Below are 17,099 nucleotides of genomic sequence, written 5' to 3' on the forward strand. Positions count from 1 at the left end.
ACGGGGACGAACCCTGTCCTTGAAAAAGAGAACACCATGAGCGATGAGCATGGGCCAAAACGTGAGCCTCTGTCTGTAGACAGCGCTCAGGCCAGGCCATATCAAGAGGCGAGTTCTTCGGATTCGGAGATCGCTTTCCCTGGGCGAGGCGATACGCCGCCCTCTGGATCGGAGCTTGCACAGGCGGTGCTAGCCCGCCCTGAGCAGACGCCGCAAACGGGCCGTGTCGACGCGTCCCGTCGCCCTACCGTGCGGTTTGCGCCGGTCGAGGGGCAACCCCGGGACAAACGTCAGCGTCCCTTGCGTGATTTGCGCATTTCCCTGACGGATAAATGCAACTTCCGCTGTACCTACTGTATGCCGCGGGAGGTATTTGGTACGGACTACGAGTTCCTGCCCCATTCTTCCCTTCTCAGTTTTGAAGAGATCGAGCGGGTGGCACGACAGGCTGTGTCGTTGGGCGTGCGCAAGCTGCGGCTGACAGGAGGCGAACCGCTGTTGCGACGAAACATCGAAGTGCTGATCGCGATGCTGGCCAAGCTGCGCACCCCGCAGGGTGAGCCGGTGGAACTGACGTTGACAACCAATGGCACTTTATTGGGTCGCAAAGCCCAGTCCTTGAAAGAGGCGGGCTTGAATCGTGTCACTGTCAGCCTGGATGCGCTCGATGACGCCCGTTTCACGCAGTTAAGTGACAGTGGCGTTTCCGTCTCCACGGTGTTGGAAGGCATTGCCAAGGCGCAGGCGGTAGGCTTGAGCCCGGTCAAGGTCAATATGGTGGTGCGCAAAGGTCTGAATGACGATCAGATTCTGCCCATGGTGGAACACTTCAAGGGTTCGGGCCAGATCCTGCGTTTTATTGAGTACATGGATGTGGGCACCAGCAACGGTTGGAACCTTCAGGAGGTGGTCAGCGGAGCGGAGATAGTGGCACGTATCCAGTCCCGCTTTGCGCTGGAGCCCGTTGCGGCACAGTATCGTGGGGAAGTCGCCAGTCGCTGGCGTTTTAAGGATGGCTCTGGAGAGGTGGGGGTGATTACCAGCGTGACCCAACCTTTCTGTGGCGACTGTTCGCGCATGCGTCTTTCCCCGGAAGGGCGTCTGTTTCTGTGCCTGTTTGCGTCTCAGGGGTATGATGTGCGGGCGCAATTGCGCTCGGGCGCGTCCGACGAGCAGTTAGCCGCCTATATGCACGGCGTCTGGACCGGACGGCAGGACCGATATTCCGAGATTCGTGGCGAGCAAACCACGAGTCGTGACCGTATAGAAATGAGTTACATCGGCGGATGATAAACACACAGGACATGAGCGGTATCGTGCTGGCAGGCGGGCGGGCCCGGCGCTTTGATTTGTCGGGCCAGATTGATAAAGGCTTGTTGCTCTTGCAGGGCCAGCCGCTGGTTCAGCATGTGGTGCGTCGCCTGCGCCCGCAGGTCGGCCCTGTATTGATCAGTGCCAATCGCAATCCTGAGCAGTATGTGCATTGGGGCCGCGTGGTCCCCGATGCGCTTGAGCTGGAGGGCTATCTGGGCCCCCTGGCCGGTCTGGCCAGTGTGCTCGATCAGGTCACCACACCCTGGGTCTTGTCCTGTCCGGTCGATTTGCCTTTTGTTCCCAGCGATCTGGGTAAACGCCTGAGCAGGGCCGTAGAAGAACAGGGTGCCGTTGCCGCTTATGTGCAGGCCGAACGCAGCCACCCCCTTTGCCTGTTGCTGCGTGCCGATCAGGCTGCGGTGCTGAAAGCGTATTTGCTCAGTGGTGAGCGTCGTGTCATGAATTTTCTGCAGAGCATAGGTGCGATAGCGGTGGATTTGCGCGATGCCCCCGAACATGCTTTTTTCAATATCAATACGCCACAGGATCTGGATCAGGCGCAAAGCTGGTAGGCCTGTTGGGGCTCCTCTGTTTCCCCTGAACGCATACATGCAGAAAAGAGGGGGCGATAGGGTCGTTCACGTATCCGCGTGTCCTGACGTGAACGCGTTAAGGGCAGAGTGTCTGTCGCGGCGACATCCGAGAATTGCGTCAACACACGGCATAAAAAAACCGCCCCGAGCAGGGCGGTTTTGTAGGGCCAAGCCAAAAGCGGAATGAGCCCCTGAAGCTAGGCCTGCCACTGGCTGTATTCATAGAGCCGAACGGCATCACCCGGCACTACGGTGGTGTCTGCGGGGATGCGGGCCAGTGCCTGGGCCCAGGGCAGAGAACTGATCACGCCAGAGCCCTGGTTGCCGAATGGACGCACCAGCAGGCGGCCCAGCTCGTCGTTGTCCACCTGTACCCGGATAAACTCTTCGCGGTCACCCTTGAATTGGCGCTCGCCTTGCAAAATGCCGAAGCGTGTGGCGGGCAGTGCGTCTTTGCGGCCTTGCAGGCGGCGAATCAGCGGAGAGACCATCAAGGAAAACACAGCGTAGGAAGAGACCGGGTTGCCGGGCAGGCAGACCAGCGGCTTGTTGTCGATGTAGGCCAGCGCCAGGGGTTTGCCAGGCTTCATGCGCACTTTCCACAGATCCAGCTGTCCGCCCATGCCTTCGATGGCAGGTTTGACAAAGTCTTTCTCGCCGACGGATACACCGCCGACTGTCAGAACCAGGTCGCAGCGTTGCAGCAAGTCTTTCAAGGCGTCCTGAATAGCGTCCAGCGTGTCTTTGGCATGGACGGCGTGCACTGACTCCACGCCCAGCGCCTGCAGTTGCGCACGCAGCATGGGGGCGTTGGAGTTGTAGATCTGGCCGGTTTGCAAGGGCTGTCCGGCAGGAGTCAGCTCGTCGCCTGTGGTCAAAATGCCGACAGTCAGTTGTGGATAGACCGGTAGCTGAGCGTGGCCTTGCGCCGCCAATTGCGCAATATGGGCCGCAGTCAGTTTGGTACCTGTGGTGATCAACACGTCACCCATGCGCATGTCCTCGCCCCGGCGACGGATGTTCACGCCAGCCACGGGCATTTCCAGAATGCGCACCCCGTGCTCATCTTCCTGGCAGTTTTCCTGAATGACGACGGTATCGGCGCCGGCTGGCAACATGCTGCCGGTAAAGATGCGGATCGCCATACCTGCTTGCAAGGGTTCGGGAATATCCCCGGCATAGCAGCGTTGCTGAATGGGCAGTTCCTTGCCCTCGACAATGTCGCTCAGGCGCAGCGCATAGCCGTCCATGGCACTGTTGTCGGCGGGCGGCATGTCCAGTTGGGCGGTGATGTCCTGAGCCAGAATACGTCCCAGGGCGTGGGCCAGTTCGCAGTGCTCGGTTTGGGTGGGGGCTTGCCCCGCTTGGGCCAGGCGCTGCTGAGCTACGTCAAATTCGATCATAGGATTGGATACAGTCGATAAAACAAGGTCGTGGCTGAAGCAGGGGAGGGGCAGGCCCCAAAGAACCGTTTGGGGTGCGGATGGCCCCGGTGCTTTCAGGCTTTAAGGGGAATGCGGTTCCAGATACTGGGAGGCAAAATTGCAGGGACGATGACGGCTGTCCAACTGTTCTTTCAGGATATTCTCCCAGGCCAGTGCGCAGGCGCCGCCCGAACCGGGAAGGCAAAATATCAGCGTGCGGTTGGCCGTTCCCGCCAAGGCATCGGACTGCAAGGCCGAGGAGCCAATATCCTGATACGACAAATACCGGAACTGCTCGCCAAAGCCGGTAATGACTTGATCCAGTAACGGTGTTACCGCCGCAATGGTGGATTTTTTATGGCTGAAGCCGGTACCGCCATTGCAAAGGATGACATGGATGTCGGGGTCTGCAATCCATTGGCTCAAGATGGCGCGAATGGCATAAATATTGTCTTTGCTGATGGCGCGCTGCACACAATGGTGACCGCTTTCGCTCAGGCTGCTTGCCAGGTAATCGCCCGACGTGTCCTCGTCGGGGCCACGGCGCTCTGAGATGGTCAGAACCGCCACGTTCAAACGTGCGGCAGGTCGGTCGGTCTGGGCTTTAGACATGCTTGCTGGTGTCCGCAGTAGTGTTCCAGGAATCGGTTTTTCGGGCGTCGCTGTCGCGCTGCTGCACCCAGAAACGCTGGCCGTCGGCCAGGGTTTCGCGCTTCCAGAAGGGCGCACGGGTTTTGAGCACATCCATGATGAACTCGCAGGCACGAAAGGCATCGCCGCGGTGGGCGCTGGTGACCCCAACATAGACAATCTGTTCGTTCAGATGCAGTTCGCCTACGCGGTGCACGACCAGCGTATCCAGAATGGGCCAGCGCTGGCGCGCCTGCTCGCACACGGTTTCGATTTCGCGCTCGCACATGCCAGGATAGTGTTCCAGGAACAGGGATTCGGTGGCGGTGCCATCGGCCTGATCGCGTACATAACCCGTAAATGTCACCATGGCACCGGCCTTGCCGCCTGCCGTGGCACGCAGCTCGGCATTCAGGGCCGCCACATCAAAGTCTTCGGTCTGGATACGTACCATTTTAACCTCCGGTGACGGGCTCAAAGACGGCCACTTCATCGCCGGGGCGCACAGGGTCGGTGGGTTTGGCGTGAAACTGGTTAACCGCTACATGCAGTCGGCCGGCCATGTCGCTCAAATTTGGGTGGCGCTCCAGCAGGGCATCGGTCCATTGCTGGACGGTGCCTTCCTGCGGCCAGTCCCAGGTTTCCTGACGCTGGCCGGTGCGTTCGGCTACCTGGGCAAAGTACAGGACACGTAATGTGGAGCTCTCCGGTCTGTTGGTCGGGGTCAAAGGGCTTGTCATGCTATCTCCGTGAAAGGGCTTAGGGTCAACAGGCCCTATACCGAGGCCGTCCAGGTCCCGCTTTTGCCGCCGGTTTTTTCCAGCAAACGGGTCTGCTCAATCACAATGCCTTTGTCAGCCGCTTTGCACATATCGTAAATCGTCAGCGCCGCAATCGAGCAGGCGGTCATGGCTTCCATTTCGACGCCCGTGGTGTAGCGGGTCCGGCAGGTGGCCAGTACGGCAATGGTGCCCGCTGCGGCATCGCTTTCAAACTCAATGCCGACAAAATCCAGGGGCAGACTGTGACACATGGGGATCAGTTCAGCGCAGCGCTTGGCGGCCAGAACCCCCGCCACGCGTGCGGTGTTCAGCACCTCGCCTTTGGCATTGTGCTGGGCCGACAGCAACTGGTAGGCGGCCGGGCTCAGGCGAACCACGGCGCGGGCAGTGGCCGAGCGGGCGGTGGCCGATTTATGGCTGACATCGACCATCTGAACCTTTCCATCCTCATCCAGATGGGAAAGGTGCAAATCAGTATTTTCGGTAGTGGTGCTCATGATCGCTCCGGAGACCGGGCCTAGTGCGCGGTTCTAATTGTTTATGGTTGCATTATATACATCCGCAGCGCGGGCCCCGCCTAAGGCCCTGGAGGGGGGCGGTCTTCGCGCAAGCGTGCTGGATCGAGCAGACGCGCCAGTTCGATCAGGGTGCGCGACTGCATTTTTTCCAGAGCTCGTGCGCGGTGGACCTCCACGGTGCGCATGGTGATGCTCAACTCCTGGGCAATCTGTTTGTTCAGACGTCCTTCCAGGGCCAGCGCCAGCACTTCGCGCTCGCGCTGGGAAAGGGTATCGAGCCGCTCTTCCAGCGCCTGCTCATCGTCCCGCTCTTGCTGACTGGCTTCGTAACTGCGCAACACATCCAGAACCCGATCCACCAGATCGTTGTCATTAAAGGGCTTTTCAATGAAGTCGGCCGCGCCTTGTTTCAAGGCTGATACGGCCAGCGGCAGGTCGCCATGACCTGTCAGAAAGATGACAGGCAGGCAGGACTGGCGGTCGCGCAACTGCTCGAATACCTCCAGCCCGGACAGGCCCTCCATGCGGATATCAAGCAAAATGCAGCCGTGTGTGTCAGGACTCAGGGCAGCTAAAAAAGCCTCGCCGCTCTCCCACTGTTCGGTATGGACCTGCCGAGTGGAAAACAGCCAGGACAAGGCATCGCGGATGGCTGGGTCGTCGTCCACGATATGGACCAGGGGAGCGCGCTTAGTCATAGTTCGATCAGGGGTAAGGAAAACAGGAAGGTGGCACCGTGGGGAACCCCGTTTTCAAACCAGAGTTTGCCATGGTGCAGCTCCACAATGGAGCGGCAAATATTCAAACCTATGCCCAGGCCCTGGGCTTTGGTCGTGGTGAAAGCCTGGAAGACCTCGGCCATGATCGTCGCTGCCACGCCGGGTCCTTGGTCGGCCACCATCACCAGCACCACGCCATTGCTGGCTTGCATGGTCACTTCCAGAATGCGCCGTTCCGGCTCCAGGCCTGACATGGCTTCGGCCGCATTGCGCAGCAGGTTGAAGATCAACTGCTCCAGCAGAACCTTGTCGCCCATGACGGGTAGCCGCTCGGGGTGGGAGGGCACAATCAACTGGATCTGGTGATGGCGCAGGCCCGCTTTGGCCATGGCCAGGGCACCCTGCAGGGCATCGGGCAGATTCAGGGGACTGAGCTGCGGATCTCGCTTGCGCACGAAATCATGGATACGGTGAATGATCTGCCCGGCGCGACGCGTCTGGTCAGCCAGACTCTCCAGCCCGCGTCGCAGCTGCCTGGGGTCCAGCGGCTCTGCACCCAGCAGGTTCAGGGAGCCAGCCGCATAGCTGGCAATGGCCGATAGGGGCTGATTCAGTTCATGGGCCAGCGTAGAGGCCATCTCGCCCATGGTGATGAGCTTGGCTGTGTGGTGCAGTTGTTCAGACTGTGAACTGGCCAGGGCTTCGGCCTGCTTGCGCGAGCTGATGTCAATGATGGAGCTGATCCAGCCTACATGCTGTTCCTGGGCATCAATCAGGGGGGACTCAAAAACCTGCACATCGACGCGAGAGCCGTCGGGTCGTTGAAACTGGGTGTCAAAAACCTGCACGGCGCGGGTGGATTTGAGGCGGTCCCGGCGCTCCAGGGTTTCATCCATCATCTCCGGCACCCACCAGGGCATGGGCGGGGCCAGGCCAATAATGTCCTCACTGCGGCGGCCGACCAGCTCGCAAAACGCGGGGTTCACGTACAGCACCTTGCCGTCCAGATCGCGGGCGCGCATGCCAGTGACCATGGAGTTTTCAATGGCGCTGCGAAAGGCCTGCTCTTGCATCAATGCCAGTTCCGCATCACGGCGCTTGCGGGCGTAGTGGTGCTGCATGGCCAGGTTCACCACAGCCAGCAAGGCCAGGCCGGCGATGACGGTCATCAGCAGTGTGAACGTGGGAATGTTTTGCTGCGGGTATGGGATCATCAGCAAACGCACCCCATGCAAGGGAGGGTCCACCGACATGGCATAGCGCAGCTCGCTTGGGCCGGGCTCGCCTTTGGAGCGCGTGGCCAGCGTCTGGTCGCCCTGATCAATCAGGGAAACGTGGTACTGCTCGGCAATCCACCAGGGCACGTTTTCCATCAGGATGGTCGCCAGGGAGAAAGTGGCCCGCAAGGTGCCGACAATGGCATTGTCCTCGTAAATGGGAACCACCAGATCCAGCACGCTTTCCTGGTGCTCGCTGGAGTAATAGGCTGGCAGCCAGGTCGAGGTTCTGGGTGTGCTGACGTGGGCCGCAATACGGGTGTCGGCGCCGGGTGGACGTACCAGCAAGGTCGTGCCAAAGCGGTCCTGGATGGCCACTTTCAGCAGGTCAGGATGAATCGTCTTGAAATGCTGCAATTGCGTTAAAGCCGTCTGGGTGGTGATGGGTGGGGAGTGCATTTCAATTTCGCTGGCAATGCGGCTTAAATTGTTTTCGTGCGAGCGCAGTTGAAAGGACAGGGATTGTTCCACCCACAAGGCATTGCGGATCAGTTCATTGGATTGCTCATCCGTGCGCTCCTTGTTGACCGCCCAGGCAAATACGCCCATCAGCAGCACAATAATCAGGATGGCCAGAATCGGCACATAGCTGCTGAGCGGGTGAGGGGTCAGGGTACGCGAGGCAGCCTGGCGTATGAATCCGGACGGGCGAGCAAGACGCATCATGGCAAAAGGTTTCGGATTTCCACAATAGATAATTCGGGACCGCTTTTTTAAGCTACACGCTTTCACGCAAATCAATCAATAACACGTGTCGGCTCCCCACCGACCGGAGGCAACCATGAAAAAGACCCTTGTGGCCAGCGTGCTGGCGTCCGTGTTTCTGTCCGCGCCCGCCATGGCCAACCCCCTGATCATCAAGTTCAGCCACGTCGTATCGCCCGATACGCCCAAGGGCAAGGGGGCCGTGCGCTTTAAAGAACTGGCCGAAAAGTACACCGAGGGCAAGGTGGTTGTCGAGGTTTACCCAAACTCGCAACTGTACAAAGACAAGGAAGAGCTCGAAGCCCTGCAATTGGGCGCGGTACACATGCTGGCACCGTCGCTGGCCAAGTTTGGTCCTTTGGGTGTGCGCGAATTTGAGGTGTTTGACCTGCCATTCATCTTCAATGACCGCAACGATCTGCGCAAAGTCACCGAAGGGCCCGTGGGCCGCATGCTGCTGGACAAACTGGAGCCCAAGGGCATCAAGGGCCTGGCTTACTGGGACAACGGGTTTAAGGTCATGAGCGCCAACAGCCCGCTGAAAAGCGTGGATGACTTTCTGGGCCTGAAAATGCGCATCCAGTCCTCCAAGGTGCTGGAAGCCCAGTTCAAGGCACTGGATGCCGTCCCCCAGGTGATGGCGTTCTCCGAGGTCTACCAGGCCTTGCAAACGGGTGTTGTGGATGGCACCGAGAATCCGCCTTCGAACATGTACACCCAGAAAATGCACGAAGTGCAAAAGCATGCCACCGTGTCTAACCACGGTTACCTGGGTTACGCCGTGATCGTGAACAAGAAGTTCTGGGAAGGCCTGCCTGACGATATTCGTCAAGGCATGGAAAAAGCCATGAGCGAGGCCACGGTGTATGCCAACGACATTGCCGAGCAAGAGAACAACGACTCCATGAAAGCCATGGAAGAGTCCGGCAAGACTCAGTTCTACCAGCTCAGTGATGCGGAGCGCGAACAATGGGTCAAGCAACTGCGCCCTGTTCATAAGGAAATGGCTTCGCGTATCGGTCAGGACGTGATTGACGCTTTCTATAAAGCCACCGAATAAGAGCAGCGTCATCTGATTGTCTTATACAGGTCTGATTCAGACCTGTTCTTCCTTTCTTCCCGCTCTCTGTTTGCGCCAGCCCGGTTCCGGGCGGGCCAACTGTAGTCTGGAGCTACCCATGTTTTTACGATTTCTGGACCGCTTTGAGGAAATGTTCATTTCATTTCTGATGGTGGCCGCCGTAGTGATTATTTTTGTAGCGGTCTGCCAGCGCTACTCGGTCAGTCTGTTGGCGGACCTGGTGGCCTGGTCGCGGGCTCAGGGCTATGAGTCCGTCATGGCCATGGCTCGTTCTACCTATCGAAGCGTGGCCGGCATCAACCTGCTCTGGGCACAGGAGCTGTGCATTTACCTGTTCGTCTGGATGGCCAAGTTCGGCGCTGCTTATGGCGTGCGCATTGGCATCCACGTGGGGGTGGACGTGTTGGTGAACGCGGTGGGACCGCGCTGGCGTCATCTGCTGGTGGTGATTTCTCTGTTGTCGGGCGCTTTGTTCACCGCGATTGTGGCCTGGATCGGTGGCAGCTTTGTCTATGGCATTGCCCAGACGGCCCAGGTGTCGGCTGATCTGGAAGTGCCCGTGTGGATTGTGTATCTGGCTGTGCCGGCAGGCTCGTTGCTGATGTGCTTTCGCTTTCTGCAGGCCTTGATGAACTTTATTCAGACGGGGCATTTGCCCAATCACGAGCCGGTGGCGGATCTGGTGGCTGAAACAGAGCGCGGTCTGTCTGAATCTGAAGGAGCGCGCGCATGACCGCCCTGATTATTTTTGCCATGCTGGCTGTCCTGCTGCTGACAGGCATGCCCGTATCGATTGCCCTGGGCCTGACGGTGATGGGCTTTCTGTTCACCATGACCGAAGTTCCGATGGACAGTATTGCGCTCAAGCTGTTCACCGGGATTGAAAAGTTCGAGATCATGGCGATCCCGTTCTTTATTCTGGCGGGCAGTTTCCTGACTCATGGCGGGGTCGCCCAGCGCATGATTCGTTTTGCCGCCTCCCTGGTGGGGCACATGCCCGGTGGCATGGGTCTGGCGGCCGTGCTGGCCTGCGCCTTGTTTGCATCCATCAGCGGTTCGTCGCCGGCGACGGTGGCGGCCATTGGTTCCATCATGATTCCGGCCATGGTCAAACAAGGCTATCCGGCGCAGTTTGGTACCGGGATTGTGGCAACGTCGGGCGGTCTGGGCATTTTGCTGCCACCGTCGATTGTGATGGTGATGTACGCCGTGGCCACCAGTGGCATGATGGTGGAAGGTCCGGACGGCGCCAAAGTGGGCACAGCTTCGATCGGTCAGTTGTTTATTGCCGGCGTGGTTCCAGGTTTGATCCTGGCATTCCTTCTGGGGGCAACGACCATGTTCCGTGCCTGGAAACTGGACTACCCCCGTATGCCGCGTGCCTCCTACAAAGAGCGCTGGCGTGCCTTCCTGGACTCCATCTGGGGCCTGATGCTGATCGTCATTGTGATGGGCGGTATCTATTCCGGTGTCTTTACCCCCACCGAAGCGGCCGCCATCAGTGCCGTGTACGCCTTTGTGATTGCCGTCTGGGTCTATAAGGATGTGAAGCTGCGTGAGGTAAAACGCATTGTGCTGGAATCGGCAGCCATGAGCGCCATGCTGCTGTACATCATCACCAATGCGGTCATGTTTGCCTTCATCCTGACCTCCGAGCAGATTCCACAGGCGATTGCCGAATGGATTGTGTCGCAGGGCATGGGCCTGATCGCGTTCCTGCTGTTTGTGAACGTCTTGCTGCTGGTGATCGGCATGGTGATGGAGCCCTCGGGTCTGATCTTGATCATGGCTCCCATCCTGTTCCCGGTTGCCATGAAGCTGGGCATGGACCCGGTTCACTTTGGCATCATGCTGGTGGTGAATATGGAGATCGGGCTGGCGACACCGCCGGTCGGTTTGAATCTGTATGTGGCCTCCAGCATATCGAAGCTGGGGCTGACCGAAGTGACCAAGTCCACGGTGCCCTGGTTGCTGACCGGTTTGGCCTTCCTGCTGATGATTACCTTCATTCCGGAAATTACGCTTTGGCTGCCCCGCATGATGGGATGGCTGTAGGAGTCCTGATTGCTATCCGCGGTCAGGGCGGGGTGAGCCCATAATGGGGCAGCATGGCGTTATGTCGTCTGTGTAAAACGTGAATCACCCTGAAGGCCGGGCGACAAGCCCGGCCTTTTTTGTGGGCGGGCGTTTTGGAGGCGGGCAGATTGTTTTTGTGCAGCGGCTGCTTTGGTGTGTGTTGAAACGGCCTGATGTCAGAATCGTCGGCTGCTGGCGTCTTGCGCTTATTGCATGACCGGGCTCTGTTGAATGGGTTTCCCCCGGCATGTAGGCAAGTGAAACGTACTGATAAGTATTATTTGCCTATTGGCGCGGCCAGTCTATTAGTATCATAGGTTGTTCGGGCCGCCATGCTGGCGGTATTTATTCATACGGAGACCTTATGTCCATTTCAGTCGGTGAGCGCGTTCCAGACGCGACCCTTAGCGAGTACATTGAAACCGCCACGGAAAGCTGCCCTATGGGCCCCAATAACTTTCAGGTGGCTGATCTGGTTAAAGGCAAGAAAATTGCCGTGTTTGCCGTTCCAGGCGCGTTCACTCCAACCTGCTCCGAACAGCACCTGCCCGGCTTTATCGCCAAGGCAGAGGCGTTCAAGGCGGCTGGCGTTGATGAGATCTGGTGCGTGGCGGTAAACGATCCTTTCGTGATGGGCGCCTGGGGCAAGTCCCTGAACGTCAATGGCAAAGTTCGTTTGCTGGCCGATGGCAGCGCGGTCTGGACCAAGAAACTGGGTCTGGAATTTGACCTGACCGCCAAAGGTCTGGGCGTTCGTTCCAAGCGTTTTTCTGCTTTGCTGGACGACGGCGTTGTCACGCAGCTGAACATTGACAACGACGGTGGCCTGCACACAACGGATGCAGACACCCTGCTCAAACAGGTACAGTCTTAAGTATCTGATCCCGCGCCAGTCCGGCGTGGCGTGGGAGAGAAGGCTTACAAAGCGCTGGCTGCAAGCTGGCGCTTTTTTTTACCGTGCTTCTGTCGCGATATCGGTGCCGACACCTGAACGATCGCGATGGCCTGGGCGGTTCTGCAGTTTTTTTAGGATGTGTGGATGCTGACATCGGTGGGTGCGTTCTCGTCCCTGTATTTTGCGACCCTGATGCTCTTGCTCAGCTCGGGCCTGTTCAATACCTTCATGGGGGTGCGCCTGACGGCCATCTCGGTGTCAGAGGTGTGGATCGGCGGCCTGATTGCCGTGTATTACCTGGGTCTGGTTTTTGGCGCCCGTATGGGACATCGCCTCATCATGGGGGTAGGCCATATTCGGGCCTATGCGGCCAGCGCGGCTATTGTCACCATTTGTGTGCTGCTTCAGATTCTGATCGACTCCATGTACGTCTGGTTGTTGCTGCGCTTTTTGGCGGGCGCGGCCATGGTGGTGCAGTTTATGGGGATTGAAAGCTGGCTGAATGAGCAAAGTGACAACAGCCAGCGCGGTACGATTTTTGCCATCTACATGGTGTTTTCCAGCCTGGGTACGGTGCTGGGACAGTTGTCCCTCACGCTGTTTCCCCATTTGAATTACGAGCCCTTGGTATTTGTGGCCATTTGTTCGGCCTTCAGTCTGGTGCCCGTGGCCATTACCCGCCGCAGTCACCCGCCTTTGCAGGTACCAGCGCCGATCAATGCACGCTATTACGTTGATCGAGTGCCCCTGTCCATGATGGTGTTGCTGGTTGCCGGTATGCTGACGGGTGCTTTTTATGGTCTGGCACCGGTGTACGCTGTGCGCGTGCATTTAAGTAGTGAGCAGGCTGCCTTGTTTGTGGCGGTGTCGGTGGCCGCGGGCGTTCTGGCGCAATGGCCGGTAGGTTGGCTGGCGGATCGCATGAGCCGCGTCAAGCTGATTCGCATCAATGCCATTTGTTTGCTGGCCCTGGCCATTCCATTATGGGGCTGGTTCGAGGTGCCGTTTTGGTTTTTGCTGATCTTCTCGGCCATGTTCGGGGTGCTGCAATTTACCCTGTATCCCTTGGGGGCGGCGTTTGCCAATGACAACGTCGATCCGGAGCGGCGCGTAGGTCTTAGTGCCATTCTTTATATGGTGTATGGGCTGGGGGCCTGTGTGGGGCCGCTGCTGGCCGGTGGCCTGATGACCTATATCGGCAGCAATCTGTATTACATCTTTGTGGCGGTCTGTGGCTTGTCGCTGGTCTTGCTGGTTCGTCCGCAAAAGGTACTGGGTGATCACTTGAGCCAGGATGCTCCCACCACTTTTGTGCCCATGCCCGACAGTTTGCAAAGCTCGGCAGCCGCCGTGGCGCTGGACCCACGCGTGGATATCAGCTCTGACGTGTCGCACGACCCGGTGTTCGAGGATCTGCCGCCCGTTCAAGAGCGGGTGCCCGCAACGATGGAAAGCACGGCCATGGAGCGCAAGGAGGGGGATGAATCTGCAGGGGCGACACATACAGAGAAAGACAAGGGGGTTGATCCCGTCGTGGGCAGTGCCGCAGACTTGGATGGCTCTGGGAAGCAGATCGATACGGGAAGCCCGGGACACGCCGAAGACGCAGAGAGCAAGCGTACATCGTCAGATCCGGCTTCCTGAGCCCTCGCCAGAATCGGACATGGTGTTGTAGCCTTTTCAAGCATGATTCATTCATGAAAAAACCCAGGCCACGCCTGGGTTTTTGTAGGCCTGCCTGAATCTTAAATCTGGAATTCAGGCCCGTTAAATTCGGCCTCAACCTCAATCTTGCCGCTCAGAATGTCCTGCTGCAGCGCTGCAATACGCTGGCGCACGACATCCGGGGTATCGGGAGCCATGATCAGCCGTACCGCATCAGGCTGTTGCAAGCCCACCTTAAAGATTTTGCCGGACTCGAACTTGTTTTCGCTCAGGTCCTTGCATGCTTGAAAAACGCCAATGCCTACATCCGCCCAGGCCGAACCTATAAACACATCGGGTTCGCGAGCCACCCAGTCAATCACATTGCCGATTTGCTTGATGCCCAGTTCACGGCAGGCCTGCGTTGTGCCGCTACGTCCTTTGTTCAGCATGGTGTAGATGATGTCTGCTCCGGCTTTGGCCTGAGCCTGGGTGACGCGGGCGGCCAGCTCAATATCATCCTGATTGCCGGAGAAATTTGTCAGCAGCTTCACCTCCGGATTGGCGTGCTTGACGCCAGCCGCATAGGACGCACGGGCGCGTAAGCCGGGTGGCACCCGTATCCCGGACTGGTGTGCCACCACGCCGGTTTTCGTCATCAGGGCTGCATAGGCACCGGCCAGCCAGGCGGACTCTTCCTGACGAACGTCGTAACTGCTCAGGTTGCTGGCGGTAACCGCTCCTTGGGTGATCACCAGGCGGATATCAGGAAACTCCTTGGCGACAGCCAGTGCGGCGTCGGTATTCTGACCTCCGTGAGCGATCAGCAAGTCAGGTTTGTAGTGAGTGGCCAGTTCACGCAAGGCGGCTATCTGCGCCTGGGTTTCATTGGCAACCTGGTCTTTGTAATGGCCGCTAAGAGCGAGCTGATCCATGGCTTTTTTAAAGCCTTGGTAGCCCGCCTGCATGAAGCCGTTGTCATCGATGTGGCCGCAGAACAGGGCAGCGACCACCGGTTTGCTGGCAGCCAGAACGCGGTGGCTGAGCCAAGGCGTGGCCAATGTGCCCGCTGCAGCGCAGGTGGCCAGTAGTAATTGGCGGCGTGTTAATCCGGTCATGATGATGTCTCCTGGGTAGTCTCCGACGTGAGCGTCGGTAGAATTTGTTTTTTCTAATCTACAGGAGATGAAAAGCAGTCGTGCCCCGTCGCTTTAAATGTCAATCATATGGCTTTTCTTATAGTGCGGTTTGCCGGGCCCCGATGGGCTTGGCCCGGCAGGGGGCTGTTTAACGGGGAATCAGCGCGACGATGGCTCCTATGGCCAGGGCAACACCCACGATATTGAGCGCACTGAGCTTTTCTTTGAAGAAACCGGCTCCAATGAGGGCTCCCAGCGCAATCACGCCGATGTTCATGGCAGAAAACACCAGAGTCGGGTTCTCGGGAAAGAGCTGATGGGCCCGAATATAAAAGAAAATATTCCCAAAATTCAGTGAACCCAGTACCAGTCCGGCCAGCAGGCTACCTTTGTGCCATTGGCAGCGCTTGATCAACAGCCAGCACAACATCAGCACACCCGCCAGGGAAAAGGATACAACCAGGCTGCTGGAGAAGGCAGCGCCCGCTTTGGAGAGCTGCTTGAACAGAATGTCGATCACGCCATACCCTAACCATACCGCCAGCAGCATCAGGGCAGGGTGCCCGGATCCCGGTTCCTGACTGCTGGACGAGCGGGGGCGTATCAGCAAACACAGCAGGGCAGTCAGGGCCAGGGCAATACCCAGCAGTTTCTGGCCGCCCATGTGTTCGCCAAACAGAAGAAAAGCAGCCAACAAGGGTAGAAACAGCGACAGTCGCTGGGCGGCGTCACTGAGTACGATGCCAGCCTGTCGGACGGCGGCCGCCATGAACAGAAAGACACTGGGCAGCAGGACGCCCAGCGCAATCAGAATCCACCACGGGGTAGCAGGATTGAGCAGGCTGCTCGGATGGGGTTGCAACAGTACCAGGCTTAAGGTGACTGCTACGCCGTAGTTGACCATGATGGCCTGAGCCACATCGATCTGCCGCTGGCGAGCGATCTTCAGCAAAATGGAAACGGCAACACTGCACAGAATACTGGCGAACAGGGTCAGCATGTCAGAGAGCCTCGAGCATGGCGCGTGGTCGGGTCTGTTCCAGGGACAGAGGTGGTTCGGACAAGGTGGTTTTGGCAGCTTCCAGTTGCAGTCGGGCAAACAGGTCCTGATCGGCCACAAACTGCGGATTGCCAGTAGTCAACAATTGCTCGCCGTAGAAAATCGAGTTGGCTCCGGCCATAAAGCACAGTGCCTGGGTGCTGTCGTCCATGGTTTCGCGGCCGGCAGACAGGCGTACGGCGCTGGTGGGCATCAGGATGCGGGCAATGGCGATGGTGCGCACAAACTCGAAAGGGTCCAGGTCCTCGACCTGATCCAGAGGCGTTCCGGGCACTTTAACCAGTTGATTGATCGGCACGGACTCGGGGTAGGGGCGCATATTGGCCAGTTGAGCAAGCAGACCGGCACGCTCGCGCCGGCTCTCGCCCATGCCAATGATTCCGCCGCAACAACTGTTCAATCCGGCTGCGCGGACACGTTCCAAGGTGTCCAGCCGGTCTTGGTAGGTGCGTGTGCTGATGATCTGTCCGTAGAATTCCGGCGAGGTGTCCAGATTGTGGTTGTAGTAGTCCAGTCCGGCCTCTTTAAGGCGTTCGGCCTGGCCTTCTTTGAGCATGCCCAGGGTGACACAGGTTTCCAGTCCCATGGCTTTGACAGCGCTGACCATATCAATGACTTGATCCAGCTGTTTTTCGGTGGGGGAGCGCCAGGCAGCGCCCATGCAAAAGCGTTGCGCTCCTTGTGCCTGGGCCGCACGCGCGGCTTCCAGCACCTTCTCCAGAGGCATCAGGGGTTCGGGTTCCAGCTCGGTCTGGTACTTGGACGACTGTGGACAATAGGAACAGTCCTCGGGACAGGCGCCTGTCTTGATGGACAGAAGGCTGGAGAGCTGGATCTGATTGGCAGGGTGGTGTTGTCTATGGACAGTCTGTGCCTGGAATACAAGGTCCATAAAAGGCAACTCGTACAGCTCCATGATGCGACGGATCGTCCAGGGGGCGGGGGTATTTACAGACATGGCAGGCTACCTTATTCAGTGACGCGGCTATGCTAGGTTCTCCCTCACTGAAAGACGACTTTGCCGCCCTGTCGATAGCACGCCATTGTCGGGCTGACTGGCTTGTTTTCATGTTAATTGAATGAAAATGCGCTTAATTTCTTCTAATTTTCATTATTTATGTTGATGCAAATTGTTTCCATCCAAATATTTGCAAAATGTTTCAATGGCTGATTGACAGGCTGATTGCCCAGGGTTCGAGGTTTTTATCCGCGCTAAACTAAGGGGAAAATTTGTCAAAGGAT

17 protein-coding genes are annotated in these 17,099 nt (G+C 58.1%); 7 read left to right on the forward strand and 10 right to left on the reverse strand.

Annotated features, from left to right (window positions below; translation table 11 throughout):
• Window positions 1-36 precede the first annotated feature (36 nt).
• Together moaA and mobA are read left to right on the forward strand one after the other, a co-directional pair.
• Window positions 37-1,290, forward strand: a complete 1,254-nt coding sequence (gene moaA, locus ACOZ42_RS02885; RefSeq protein ID WP_230406253.1) for a GTP 3',8-cyclase MoaA — start codon at window positions 37-39, stop codon at window positions 1,288-1,290.
• Entirely contained in the window at window positions 1,287-1,886 is a 600-nt protein-coding gene (mobA, locus tag ACOZ42_RS02890; RefSeq protein ID WP_426345531.1) for a molybdenum cofactor guanylyltransferase MobA, read from the forward strand. The genes moaA and mobA overlap by 4 nt, the downstream gene beginning before the upstream one ends.
• 218 nt (window positions 1,887-2,104) lie before the next feature.
• Here the strand turns inward: mobA and glp are convergent, their stop codons facing one another.
• The 7 genes from glp to ACOZ42_RS02925 all read right to left on the reverse strand — a co-directional run bounded on the left by glp (window position 2,105) and on the right by ACOZ42_RS02925 (window position 7,923).
• Window positions 2,105-3,310, reverse strand: a complete 1,206-nt coding sequence (gene glp / locus ACOZ42_RS02895; protein ID WP_003803741.1) for a molybdopterin molybdotransferase MoeA — start codon at window positions 3,308-3,310, stop codon at window positions 2,105-2,107.
• Between the two features lie 102 nt (window positions 3,311-3,412).
• On the reverse strand, window positions 3,413-3,943 hold the full coding sequence (moaB, locus tag ACOZ42_RS02900) for a molybdenum cofactor biosynthesis protein B (RefSeq protein ID WP_059318656.1): 531 nt from the start codon (window positions 3,941-3,943) through the stop codon (window positions 3,413-3,415).
• Entirely contained in the window at window positions 3,936-4,415 is a 480-nt protein-coding gene (locus tag ACOZ42_RS02905; protein ID WP_059318657.1) for a molybdenum cofactor biosynthesis protein MoaE, read from the reverse strand. The genes moaB and ACOZ42_RS02905 overlap by 8 nt, the downstream gene beginning before the upstream one ends.
• A 1-nt stretch (window position 4,416) precedes the next feature.
• On the reverse strand, window positions 4,417-4,701 hold the full coding sequence (moaD, locus tag ACOZ42_RS02910) for a molybdopterin converting factor subunit 1 (protein WP_003803738.1): 285 nt from the start codon (window positions 4,699-4,701) through the stop codon (window positions 4,417-4,419).
• Window positions 4,702-4,736: 35 nt separating this feature from the next.
• On the reverse strand, window positions 4,737-5,240 hold the full coding sequence (gene moaC, locus ACOZ42_RS02915) for a cyclic pyranopterin monophosphate synthase MoaC (protein ID WP_003803737.1): 504 nt from the start codon (window positions 5,238-5,240) through the stop codon (window positions 4,737-4,739).
• 80 nt (window positions 5,241-5,320) lie between these two features.
• Window positions 5,321-5,959, reverse strand: coding sequence for a response regulator transcription factor (locus tag ACOZ42_RS02920; RefSeq protein WP_059318658.1), 639 nt, complete (start codon window positions 5,957-5,959; stop codon window positions 5,321-5,323).
• The gene (locus tag ACOZ42_RS02925) at window positions 5,956-7,923 is read right to left on the reverse strand and encodes a PAS domain S-box protein (protein ID WP_131071299.1); all 1,968 of its coding nucleotides are present in this window, start codon (window positions 7,921-7,923) and stop codon (window positions 5,956-5,958) included. The genes ACOZ42_RS02920 and ACOZ42_RS02925 overlap by 4 nt, the downstream gene beginning before the upstream one ends.
• Before the next feature lie 115 nt (window positions 7,924-8,038).
• On the opposite strand from ACOZ42_RS02925, the gene ACOZ42_RS02930 reads away from it, so the two are divergent.
• The 5 genes from ACOZ42_RS02930 (at window position 8,039) to ACOZ42_RS02950 (ending at window position 13,658) form a co-directional block, all read left to right on the forward strand.
• Window positions 8,039-9,022, forward strand: a complete 984-nt coding sequence (locus ACOZ42_RS02930; RefSeq protein ID WP_003803732.1) for a TRAP transporter substrate-binding protein — start codon at window positions 8,039-8,041, stop codon at window positions 9,020-9,022.
• 118 nt (window positions 9,023-9,140) lie between these two features.
• A complete protein-coding gene (locus ACOZ42_RS02935; RefSeq protein WP_003803728.1) occupies window positions 9,141-9,776 on the forward strand; it encodes a TRAP transporter small permease in 636 nt (211 codons plus the stop codon).
• On the forward strand, window positions 9,773-11,098 hold the full coding sequence (locus ACOZ42_RS02940; RefSeq protein ID WP_003803726.1) for a TRAP transporter large permease: 1,326 nt from the start codon (window positions 9,773-9,775) through the stop codon (window positions 11,096-11,098). The genes ACOZ42_RS02935 and ACOZ42_RS02940 overlap by 4 nt, the downstream gene beginning before the upstream one ends.
• 385 nt (window positions 11,099-11,483) lie before the next feature.
• Window positions 11,484-11,993 (forward strand): peroxiredoxin, encoded by a 510-nt coding sequence (locus ACOZ42_RS02945; protein WP_003803725.1) that lies wholly within the window; start codon window positions 11,484-11,486, stop codon window positions 11,991-11,993.
• 165 nt (window positions 11,994-12,158) lie between these two features.
• Window positions 12,159-13,658, forward strand: a complete 1,500-nt coding sequence (locus ACOZ42_RS02950) for an MFS transporter (RefSeq protein ID WP_003803723.1) — start codon at window positions 12,159-12,161, stop codon at window positions 13,656-13,658.
• 101 nt (window positions 13,659-13,759) lie between these two features.
• Here ACOZ42_RS02950 and ACOZ42_RS02955 read toward each other — a convergent pair whose 3' ends face one another.
• The 3 genes from ACOZ42_RS02955 to bioB all read right to left on the reverse strand — a co-directional run bounded on the left by ACOZ42_RS02955 (window position 13,760) and on the right by bioB (window position 16,815).
• Window positions 13,760-14,776 carry a BMP family protein gene (locus tag ACOZ42_RS02955; protein WP_131071300.1) on the reverse strand — a complete coding sequence of 339 codons (1,017 nt, stop codon included), beginning with the start codon at window positions 14,774-14,776 and terminating at the stop codon, window positions 13,760-13,762.
• 169 nt (window positions 14,777-14,945) lie between these two features.
• Window positions 14,946-15,797, reverse strand: a complete 852-nt coding sequence (locus ACOZ42_RS02960) for a hypothetical protein (RefSeq protein WP_003803720.1) — start codon at window positions 15,795-15,797, stop codon at window positions 14,946-14,948.
• A 1-nt stretch (window position 15,798) separates the two neighbouring features.
• Window positions 15,799-16,815, reverse strand: a complete 1,017-nt coding sequence (gene bioB / locus ACOZ42_RS02965; protein ID WP_003803719.1) for a biotin synthase BioB — start codon at window positions 16,813-16,815, stop codon at window positions 15,799-15,801.
• Between the last annotated feature and the right edge of the window lie 284 nt (window positions 16,816-17,099).

Origin of the sequence: Alcaligenes sp. HNGD-HTN06 (genome assembly GCF_049932565.1) — a bacterium.
GTDB lineage: Bacteria > Pseudomonadota > Gammaproteobacteria > Burkholderiales > Burkholderiaceae_B > Alcaligenes > Alcaligenes ammonioxydans.

What these genes read in the sequence shown, in the direction of transcription:
- moaA (WP_230406253.1), top strand. Translation starts at nt 37, where the DNA reads ATGAGCGATGAGCATGGGCCAAAACGTGAGCCTCTGTCTGTAGACAGC.
- mobA (WP_426345531.1), top strand. Translation starts at nt 1,287, where the DNA reads ATGATAAACACACAGGACATGAGCGGTATCGTGCTGGCAGGCGGGCGG.
- glp (WP_003803741.1), bottom strand. Translation starts at nt 3,310, where the DNA reads ATGATCGAATTTGACGTAGCTCAGCAGCGCCTGGCCCAAGCGGGGCAA.
- moaB (WP_059318656.1), bottom strand. Translation starts at nt 3,943, where the DNA reads ATGTCTAAAGCCCAGACCGACCGACCTGCCGCACGTTTGAACGTGGCG.
- ACOZ42_RS02905 (WP_059318657.1), bottom strand. Translation starts at nt 4,415, where the DNA reads ATGGTACGTATCCAGACCGAAGACTTTGATGTGGCGGCCCTGAATGCC.
- moaD (WP_003803738.1), bottom strand. Translation starts at nt 4,701, where the DNA reads ATGACAAGCCCTTTGACCCCGACCAACAGACCGGAGAGCTCCACATTA.
- moaC (WP_003803737.1), bottom strand. Translation starts at nt 5,240, where the DNA reads ATGAGCACCACTACCGAAAATACTGATTTGCACCTTTCCCATCTGGAT.
- ACOZ42_RS02920 (WP_059318658.1), bottom strand. Translation starts at nt 5,959, where the DNA reads ATGACTAAGCGCGCTCCCCTGGTCCATATCGTGGACGACGACCCAGCC.
- ACOZ42_RS02925 (WP_131071299.1), bottom strand. Translation starts at nt 7,923, where the DNA reads ATGATGCGTCTTGCTCGCCCGTCCGGATTCATACGCCAGGCTGCCTCG.
- ACOZ42_RS02930 (WP_003803732.1), top strand. Translation starts at nt 8,039, where the DNA reads ATGAAAAAGACCCTTGTGGCCAGCGTGCTGGCGTCCGTGTTTCTGTCC.
- ACOZ42_RS02935 (WP_003803728.1), top strand. Translation starts at nt 9,141, where the DNA reads ATGTTTTTACGATTTCTGGACCGCTTTGAGGAAATGTTCATTTCATTT.
- ACOZ42_RS02940 (WP_003803726.1), top strand. Translation starts at nt 9,773, where the DNA reads ATGACCGCCCTGATTATTTTTGCCATGCTGGCTGTCCTGCTGCTGACA.
- ACOZ42_RS02945 (WP_003803725.1), top strand. Translation starts at nt 11,484, where the DNA reads ATGTCCATTTCAGTCGGTGAGCGCGTTCCAGACGCGACCCTTAGCGAG.
- ACOZ42_RS02950 (WP_003803723.1), top strand. Translation starts at nt 12,159, where the DNA reads ATGCTGACATCGGTGGGTGCGTTCTCGTCCCTGTATTTTGCGACCCTG.
- ACOZ42_RS02955 (WP_131071300.1), bottom strand. Translation starts at nt 14,776, where the DNA reads ATGACCGGATTAACACGCCGCCAATTACTACTGGCCACCTGCGCTGCA.
- ACOZ42_RS02960 (WP_003803720.1), bottom strand. Translation starts at nt 15,797, where the DNA reads ATGCTGACCCTGTTCGCCAGTATTCTGTGCAGTGTTGCCGTTTCCATT.
- bioB (WP_003803719.1), bottom strand. Translation starts at nt 16,815, where the DNA reads ATGTCTGTAAATACCCCCGCCCCCTGGACGATCCGTCGCATCATGGAG.